The 8,835-nt window shown below is 66.6% G+C and carries 6 protein-coding genes; 4 read left to right on the forward strand and 2 right to left on the reverse strand.

Annotated elements, in window-relative coordinates; genetic code table 11:
• Positions 1-291 precede the first annotated feature (291 nt).
• Positions 292-1,299, forward strand: a complete 1,008-nt coding sequence (locus ACL02O_RS32775) for an ATP-dependent DNA ligase (RefSeq protein ID WP_412822064.1) — start codon at positions 292-294, stop codon at positions 1,297-1,299.
• Between the two features lie 90 nt (positions 1,300-1,389).
• Here ACL02O_RS32775 and ACL02O_RS32780 read toward each other — a convergent pair whose 3' ends face one another.
• Together ACL02O_RS32780 and ACL02O_RS32785 are read right to left on the reverse strand one after the other, a co-directional pair.
• Positions 1,390-2,049, reverse strand: coding sequence for an HNH endonuclease family protein (locus tag ACL02O_RS32780; protein WP_412822060.1), 660 nt, complete (start codon positions 2,047-2,049; stop codon positions 1,390-1,392).
• A 117-nt stretch (positions 2,050-2,166) separates the two neighbouring features.
• On the reverse strand, positions 2,167-2,403 hold the full coding sequence (locus ACL02O_RS32785; RefSeq protein ID WP_412822061.1) for a hypothetical protein: 237 nt from the start codon (positions 2,401-2,403) through the stop codon (positions 2,167-2,169).
• Positions 2,404-2,553: 150 nt separating this feature from the next.
• Between ACL02O_RS32785 and ACL02O_RS32790 the strand changes: the two genes are divergently transcribed.
• From ACL02O_RS32790 to ACL02O_RS32800, 3 genes are all read left to right on the forward strand, one after another.
• Positions 2,554-5,049, forward strand: a complete 2,496-nt coding sequence (locus tag ACL02O_RS32790) for a site-specific DNA-methyltransferase (RefSeq protein ID WP_412822062.1) — start codon at positions 2,554-2,556, stop codon at positions 5,047-5,049.
• Positions 5,049-7,883: a DEAD/DEAH box helicase family protein gene (locus tag ACL02O_RS32795; protein WP_412822063.1), complete on the forward strand. Its 2,835-nt coding sequence runs from the start codon at positions 5,049-5,051 to the stop codon at positions 7,881-7,883. Before ACL02O_RS32790 ends, ACL02O_RS32795 begins: the two co-directional genes overlap by 1 nt.
• Before the next feature lie 453 nt (positions 7,884-8,336).
• Complete coding sequence (locus ACL02O_RS32800; protein ID WP_412822065.1) at positions 8,337-8,789, forward strand: endonuclease domain-containing protein; 453 nt, start codon at positions 8,337-8,339, stop codon at positions 8,787-8,789.
• The last annotated feature ends 46 nt before the right edge of the window (positions 8,790-8,835 follow it).

Below are 8,835 nucleotides of genomic sequence, written 5' to 3' on the forward strand. Positions count from 1 at the left end.
CCGGCCACCGCGGGAGGAGCCGTTCTACCCTGCCAGCTCTGGCCCCGTGGACCCTTGATCTAGGCAGTGCCCGCGACACAAGGCGTGGGTGAGGCGATGTGCACGGTTCCGTGCATTCGTCATGCCTGATCTGCGCCCGGAGCCCACTCCCGCTGCCCGACCATAGCGGGGGAGGGACGGGAAGATGAGTGACGCTCGCGGTCGGGGCGGATGGGGCTGGAGGGGTTGAGTCCGGCCTGGCGGTGGGAGACGTCGCCGGGTGGGCCGGTGCTACGCCGGCCTGTCGCCCCGATGCTGGCCGCGCCCGTCGACGCGGTGCCCGAGGGTCCGAACTTGACCTATGAACCGAAGTGGGATGGGTGGCGGGCGCTGGCCTTTCGGGGAGCCTCCGACGTCTACCTGCAGTCCCGCGCCGGCAGGAATCTGACGCCGTACTTCCCGGACATCACGCGGGCAGTGCGGGCCTTCGTCCCGCCCGGTGTGGTGCTCGACGGGGAACTAGTCGTCTGGGAGCGCGGGCGGACGAACTTCGCCCTGTTGCAGCGGCGGGTCACCGCCGGCCGACAGTTGCTGCGGGAAGCCCGTGAGCACCCGGCCTACTACGTGACCTTTGACGTTCTCGTCGACGCTGGCGGGGAGCCGGTGCTCGACGCGCCGCTGGTCGAGCGTCGTGCCCGGCTGATGCGGCTGCTCGCCGGCGCCCCGCCGCAGCTGGCGGTCACCCCGCAAAGCGCCGACCTGTCCGAGGTCAGCGAGTGGCTGACTACCTGGACCGCGGCTGGCGTCGAGGGTGTGGTGATCAAACGGCTCGACAGCCGGTATGAGCCTGGCCGGCGAGGATGGGCGAAGTTCCGGGTACGTGCCACCACGGAGGCGATCATCGGCGGCGTCACCGGCAGCGTCCGCAACCCCGACACCGCTCTCCTCGGCCGCTTCGACCGGCGGGGTCGGCTCCGGTACACCGGCCGAACGCACCCGCTGGCCACGCCGCAGCGTCTGGAGCTGGCTTCGCTGCTGTCGCCGCCCCGTCCGACCGAACGGCAAACGGTCATCCACCCCTGGCCCGATCCGCTGCCCGCCACGTGGTCGGGCCAGATCGAGCGGCCCGAGCCGCTGCGTTACGCCCAGGTCGAGCCGACCGTCGTGGCCGAGATTCAGGTGGACACGGCCTACGAGCACCACCGGTGGCGTCACCGCGTCCGGTACGCGCGGCCCAGGCCGGACCTGTCCGTGTACGACGTGCCGCTGATACTCGGCGAAGGCGAAGACCCCTTCTCCGACTACGCGCGCATCGCCTGACTGACCTCAGCTGGAGTCCAGACCCAGCGAGGGCGCCGCGACCAACCGGGCAAATGCAAAGACCGGCGGCGCGGCACCCTTCGGGTGCTGTCAGAAGGCCCGGACGACGGTGATGGTGACGTTCGGGTAGGAGTTCGCCCAGATGGTCAGCGCGTTCTTCTCCGCGGTGTCAACGGTGAGCCGCCAGCGGATCTTCGTGGCAATCCATTCGTTGATGTAGCGGCAGCGGGCGGAGCTGTAGGGCGGCATCCAGGTGGCCGGGTCCTGGTCGCCCTTGGCCTGGTTGACGTTGTCCGTGACGGCGACCAGCGGACGGGAGTCGCCGAGGTCGTTGGCGTATGACTGACGACGGCTGGTGGTCCAGTTCCGGGCGCCGGAGTCCCATGCCTCGGCGAGGGGCACCATGTGGTCGATGTCCAGGTCGCTGGTGATGGTCCAGTAGGCGTTGTCGTAGTAGGAGTACCAGCGCCCACCAGACAGGGAGCAGCCGGATCCGATCGTGGGTTTGGTGGTGGCTTCGGCGATGAGGACCTCGTAGCGGGTGTTGCAGCCGTCGCCGTCGGCGTCGATCCAGAGCGGGAAGAGGCTGCGGTCGTAGCCGGTGCGGACCTCGGTGGCGACGGGCAGGTTCGCCACGGCGGTGCGCAGGGCGGCGGAGTAGGTTTCGGCGTGGGCGGGGGCGGCGGTCAGGGCGGTGGTGGCGGTGACGGCGGCCAGCAGGGTGGCGGCCCAACGCAGGGTACGGGTCACGGTTGGCTCTCCCGGTCATCGAAGATAGGGATACTTCGATATATACAGGTGCCGAGAGGCGTGGCAATGGTCTACAAGCGAACAACGGTAGAACGGCGTTCCGCCGGCTCTGGCTGGTCAGTCCGCCGGATCCGAAGCGGTCTGCCGGTACTGGTAGACCTCGGAGTCATCGAGTTTGTCGGTCAGGACGTAGAGGTGCTCAACCGCGGGCGCCGGGGAATCGATCGGCCCGACGTAGAAGCCAGTCTGTGGCAACTTGACCACGGCCGGTGGGTTGCCGTCCGCGGAGACCTCGACGGGCATCAGTCTCCCGTCGACCGGTCCACCCAGAAACCACGCCTCGACTGCCGCCATCCGGCCATCATGCCGCCCGGCTCCCCGTGGTTGGCATCCGTCAGTAACATCAACCGCCTTGGCGACGGCGCTTCGGTCTCGTATGCATGGCCGCTCAGATGTACGGTCCGTCGTGCAAGGCGCACGGTAGAGCTGAGCGACGGGGAGTGAATGCAGGTGGCAGGCCGGGGTAGGGCGAATGTCGACAAAACGGTCTTTGTCGACGACTATGAGCACATCACCGCTAAGCGGACTAATAACCCACCTGCAGGTCTGGCGCATCTGGACCGCGATGAAACACCGGTACGCCGGCTCAAGTACGACCCACATCTCGACCCGCAGCTCGTCTGGGCCGGCAAGGCGGAGCGCGACACGGTCGAGGTTCCCGCGCCGTCGATTCACGTGCACGAGGAGCTGTCTGCCCAGAAAATCATCGGCTCGGTGCGCCGGCAGCGGCTTCAGCAGCCACTGTTCGACCTGGACGTGCTCGACCCGGCGGCAGCCGTGGAGTTCTACCAACATGACCTGAACTGGTCGAACCGGATGATCCTCGGTGACAGCTTGACCGTGATGGCGAGCTTGGTGGACCGCGAGCGCATGGCGGGTCAGGTCCAGTGCGTCTACATGGACCCGCCCTATGGCATCCGGTACCAGAGCAACTTCCAACCGAAGATTGGCGAGCGTGCGGTCAAGGATGGTGACGACGCGTCCTTGACGCGGGAGCCGGAGATGATCCAGGCGTTCCGGGACACCTGGGAGCTCGGCGTTCACTCCTACCTTTCGTACCTACGTGATCGGCTGACCATCGCCCGGGAACTTCTGAACGACACGGGCTCGGTCTTCGTTCAGATCGGGCCTGACCGGCTCCACTTGGTGAAGGCCGTGCTCGATGAGGTCTTCGGAGCCGAAAACTCGGTCACTACGATCACGATGCAGAAGACCTCCCAGGTGACCTCTAAGCTGCTGCCGGAGGTGACTGACTTCATCTGCTGGTATGCCAAAGACAAGGACCAGGTGAAATTCCGGCACCTCTACGAGGACCGTCGTGATGAAATCGCTGGCGCCGGTGCGTACCGACACGTCGAGTTGACTGACGGCACGAGGCGGCCGATGACTCCCGCGGAACGAGCGGACCTTGGCTCGCTTCCTGAAGGGGCACGCGTCTTCCGGTACGACAACGCCACAAGCCAGGGCTACAGCGCCTCTAAGACCGTCAACTTTGAGTTTGAGGGCGGGGTATTCCATCCCGGCCCCAACCGCCACTGGCTCCTGCGCCCAGAGGGTATGCAAAGGCTCGCGGCCCTTGGGCGCCTCGCCGTGGTGGGGCAGACACTCAGCTACGTGCGGTACGCCGACGAGGCCGGCTACATCCGTCGGACGAACATCTGGACTGACACCGGACAGGCCGGCTTCGCCCAACGGTCGGGCGCTAGATACGTGGTGGAGACAAATCCCAAGGCCATCGCACGAGCGCTGCTGATGGCCACGGACCCAGGCGATCTCGTCATCGATCCAACGTGCGGCGGCGGGACGACTGCAGCAGTCGCGGAGCAGTACGGCAGACGATGGATCACCATTGACACGAGCCGGGTAGCGCTCGCTATCGCCCGTGAGCGACTGCTGACCACTCGGTTCGACTACTACGAACTCGCCGACCCCAGCCGCGGTGTGGATGGTGGCCTTCAGTACCAGACGTTTCCGTGGGTGCGGGCATCCGACCTCGGCTATGACAACGAGGAAGTAGAAGAAATCGCGCTTTATGACCAGCCCAAGGTTAGCCGAAATCGGGTGCGCGTCACCGGACCGTTCACAGTGGAGGCCCTGTCTCGATACGCTGTGAATCCGACGGATGAGGCCGCGAGCGAGCCGGAGCATGTCGAGCCGGAGGCGACCGACCACGTACAAACGCTCCTCGCGGCACTCAAAGCTCAGGGCATCCCACGGCCGGGCGGGCAGCCCGCCAAGATCGAGTCACTCACACCGCTCGCCGCGGCCGGAGCCCTCCAAGCAGAGGGTGTCGCCGACCTCGGCGGGAAGCCACGCCGCTTCGCCGTCGCGCTCGGCCCCAAGTTTGGTGCCATCACGATGGCGCAGGTCTCCGACTCGCTCCGCGAGGCCATTGGCTTCGACATGGTGGTGTTCGCCGGATTCGCGGTGTCCGCCGACGCGCAGGAGCGCCTCGCCACCGGGCGGGTCGGCGGAACGCAGGTGTCGCTTCTGCTGGCGAACCCGGATCTGCTCGTCGGCGACCTGCTCAAGAACACGAAGGCGTCCCAGACGTTCCGGCTCTACTCAGCGCCGGACGTCAAGATCGAGGCGGGCAATGACGGCTATCGCGTGGGAATCGAAGGTGTCGACACCTTCGACGCCGCCACCGGCGACGTCGTCTCCCACGGGCGGGCAGGCGTTCAGGCCTGGTTCCTCGACGACGACTACGACGGCAACGTCTTCAGGGTCGCGCAGGCCTTCTTCCCGGTGACCGACGCCTGGAAGAAACTTCAGGCGGCGCTGCGGGGAACCGTCGACGCCGACCTGCTCGCTCAGCTTCACGGGTGGGCGTCGCTGCCATTCGACGCAGGAGAACATAGTCGCGTCGCGGTCCGCGTCATCGCCCAGGACGGCAACGCTGCCGAGGTCGTGCTTCCGCTGCCCGGGAGCGGCTCCTGATGGCGAGCCACGCGGCTGAGAGCGGTGGCGTCAGCACCGTCATCGAGGGCAACCCCATCATCAACAACGCCTTTGCGGAACCGACGCGCTACTGGCACTTCAGCGGCGTCACCCCGGAAATCCGCGACGGCCGGCGGACCGCGGGCTACCTGGCGCCGTCACCTGACGGCCAACTCAAAATCACCGACGATGTCATCCCACTCGCGCTGGTCAACGACCTTCGGGACCGCGTCCGGCAATGGCGGACTGACGGGTACACCGGGGCCACGACGATCACCCGCGACCTGTTCCGGCATTGGTTCGACGACGACCGGGTCGCGTCCGCCACCCGGCCCTTCTTCTGCCAACAGGAGGCCGTCGAGACCATCGTGTTTCTCGTCGAGGCGCCCGACCATCTCAAGGTCGGCGTCGACGTGCCGGGCTCCGGCGAGGCGTATGCGCGCTGGGCGGTGAAGATGGCCACCGGCACCGGCAAGACGATGGTGATGGCCTTGGTCACCACCTGGTCGGGACTGAACAAGGCCGCCAACCGGCAGGACACCCGGTTCGCCGACCAGATCCTCGTCATCGCGCCCAACATCACCGTCCGGGACCGGCTCGCCGGTGCGGGCGGCATCGACCCAACACACCCCGAGTCGCTCTACATCGAGTTCGATCTGATCCCGCCGCAGTACACGACGCTGCTCGGCCAGATCCGCGTCCAAGTGATGAACTGGCATGGGCTCGCGCCCAAGGAAGACCCAAAGCGATCCGTGCTCAAGCGCGGCCGGGAATCCGACGCCGCGTTCTGTCGACGCGTTCTCACAGACCTGTCGCCGACCGGTCGGGTCCTCGTCCTCAACGACGAAGCCCACCACGCCTACCGGTTCCCGCCCGACGCGGTCGCACGTGGTGCGGACGCCGACGAACTGCGCGAGGCGACCGTGTGGATTGACGGGCTGGAGCGGATCTACCGCCACCGTGGCGTCCTCCGAGCGATCGATCTGTCTGCGACGCCCATGTATCCCGGCATGTTCAAGGATCGGGCATGGAGGCCGTTCGAGTGGATCATCAGCGATTTTGCTCTGGTCGACGCAATCGAGTCCGGGCTCGTGAAGATCCCGCGGACACCGACGGCAGACGACGCCGGCGAGGCCGTGCCCAAGTACCGGAACCTGTGGGAGCACATCCGCAAGACGCTGCCCAAGCGCAATCAGGCCGAGGCCGAGTCGCACCCGATGATGGACTACCTCGCCGAGGCCGATGGGCCGCTCAAGCAGCTCGCCGCCGCGTGGGAGGCCACGTTCACCACATGGGAGCAGGCTGGTCGCGCCGTACCGCCGGCGATGGTCGTCATCGCCCACGACACCACGGTTGCGCGGCTGCTGGAGAAGCACATCGCCGAGCTCGGCGAGGCCTCGCCGATGCTCGTTAACCCGAAGACCGGCGACCGCGTGACCATCCGCATCGACTCGGATGCTCTCGCTAAGGCCGAGGCCGGCGAGGGCAACGGCGTCGCCGAGCAGACGCGCGAGATCGTCGCCACGGTGGGCCGCGTCGGCAAGCCGGGCGAGCAGGTCCGCTGCCTCATCTCCGTGGCCATGCTCAGCGAGGGCTGGGACGCGCGCAACGTGACGCAGATCCTTGGCCTTCGTGCTTTCGCGTCCCAGCTCCTGTGTGAGCAGGTCGTGGGCCGCGGCCTGCGTCGATCCAGCATGAGCGATCTCTCCCAGCCGGAGTTCGTCGATATCTACGGTGTCCCGTTCCAGTTGCTGCCAATGGCGAAAGCCACCGGCGGGAAACCGAGCCCACCGCCGGACTACACCAACGTGCACACGGTGCGCGATCGGCAGGCCTTGCGGATCGAGTTCCCGCGGCTTGTCCAGGTGGTACCCGACATCCAGGACATCCTAGATATCGACCTGGACGCGATCGAGCCGATCCGGGTCACGCCCCGATTCGATCCGACCCAAACGTGGGTCGAGTTCGACCTCGGCACCCCGCACGCCGGCATGGGCGGCGAGACACAGGATCGGGAGCGCGCCTACGAGAACTTCCGCGTCCAGCGGCTGCTGTTCCGCGTCGCTGCCGGGCTTATCGAGCCGTACAAGAAGCCATGGCTGTTTCCCCAGGCGCTCCGTATCGCCCGGCAGGTCATCCGGCCGGTCACGGAGGGCGGCAAGATTGACTACGCGGACGGCGTTGACCCACGCGAGATCTGCAACCTCCGCTACCTGACCGTCATCCGGGAGCGGCTCTCCGCCGCACTGCGGCCGGGCGAGGGACCGGAGCGGTTCCTGCCGGCCCTCGACGAGTACCAACCCACCGGCACCACCGACGGCTTGAATTTCAACGCGCCCACTGACCGGTGCGTCCCCGCCGCCAGGAGTCACCTGTCACACGCCGTCGTCGACTCCGGTCTGGAACGCAAGATCTGCGCCGTGCTGGACGCACACGGCGAGGTGCAGGCATGGGTCAAGAACCACAAGCTGTTCCTGGAAATCCCGTACCTGTACTTCGGCATCACTCACCGCTACCGTCCGGACTTCGTGGTCCGGATGAAGAGCGGCTTGACCGTGCTCCTCGAGGGCAAGGGAAATCCTGACGAGAAGGATGACGCCAAAGCGACCGCCGCCCGGCGCTGGATTGAGGCCGTCAACACCTGGAACGGCCTCGGCGCCTGGACCCACCACATCTGCTACGACCCGGCCACGCTCGACGCAGACCTGCGTGCGCTTGACGGGCCCGGGCGGGCGCCGACGCCGGCGGGCGTCACTCTCCCGTCGCCGTCCGATGGAGAACACGACGAGGACCTCCGGCGTGAAGCGCGACCTAACCGGCGCGCCACGCGATGAGATGCATGTAGGGGCAGATCGAGGCAAAGGCGCAGTCTCTCGACGCACAGGTGCGCGTCGAAGACGATGACTTCTAGTCTCGGTGGGCCCACCGGACCGGCGTACAGGAGGCGAGGTTCTGCTCGCCTGCATTGAGGAGTGGCCGTGGCCGTCAAGAGGGTCACGCTTCCGACGGATGACGCGTTCGCTCTTGCAGAGCGTCTACGCCTCCTCGTCGACCCCGAAATCCTTGCGGAGGTGGTGGACCGGCTGAGAGGTGCAGAGGAGGTTCTGACAAGCCGGTACCACCGCACCGGTACGTGCCCGGAGATGCTTCCGGGCGATCCATTACCCCTTGCAAGTGAGTCCGGCCTTGGAGAAGACGGGTTCTGGCACCCATTGCATCCGGCCACGAGCGTCCCGCTTTGCGATCATTCCCGAGGGCAGGACCCCGCCCCAGCGCTGTCGGCGCCAATGGAGAGGCAGCCGATACTCTCCACGCCACGAGCCGTTCGCTGTGCTCCACACCCCGTCAGCGGACTAGCCGAGGACTGGCCAGCAGTGCATTGGCCCGGGTTTGCAGAATTTCCGCCAGCACCGGCCAAGTCGTGGCCGACCCCGCGGCCACCCAAGTGGTTCATCTGGTACGTGCTCTACCCGCTACAGAACGGACGATGCGCCGCCTGCCACCGTCGAGCTCCCCAATCGATCGACCATTGCCATGACACCTACCTCGTACGCGGCCTCCTGTGCTCTGCCTGCAACAACGCGGAGAACAAGTGTTGGCATGACCCCAATTGCTTTGCCGACTACTACGCGAACCCGCCGGCGAAGCCCTTCCAGTGGGTCTACCCCGTTGGATGCAGCCATGGATCCTTCCGGCCACCTGTCCAGATCAGGGTTAACGGAGGGCTGGTAACTCCCTGACGCACCGCCACGAGATCCCCGATCGCTTGCTAGCGGTGCTCCGCTT

The sequence above is a fragment of the Micromonospora mangrovicola genome (genome assembly GCF_047200535.1).
Taxonomy (GTDB): domain Bacteria; phylum Actinomycetota; class Actinomycetes; order Mycobacteriales; family Micromonosporaceae; genus Micromonospora.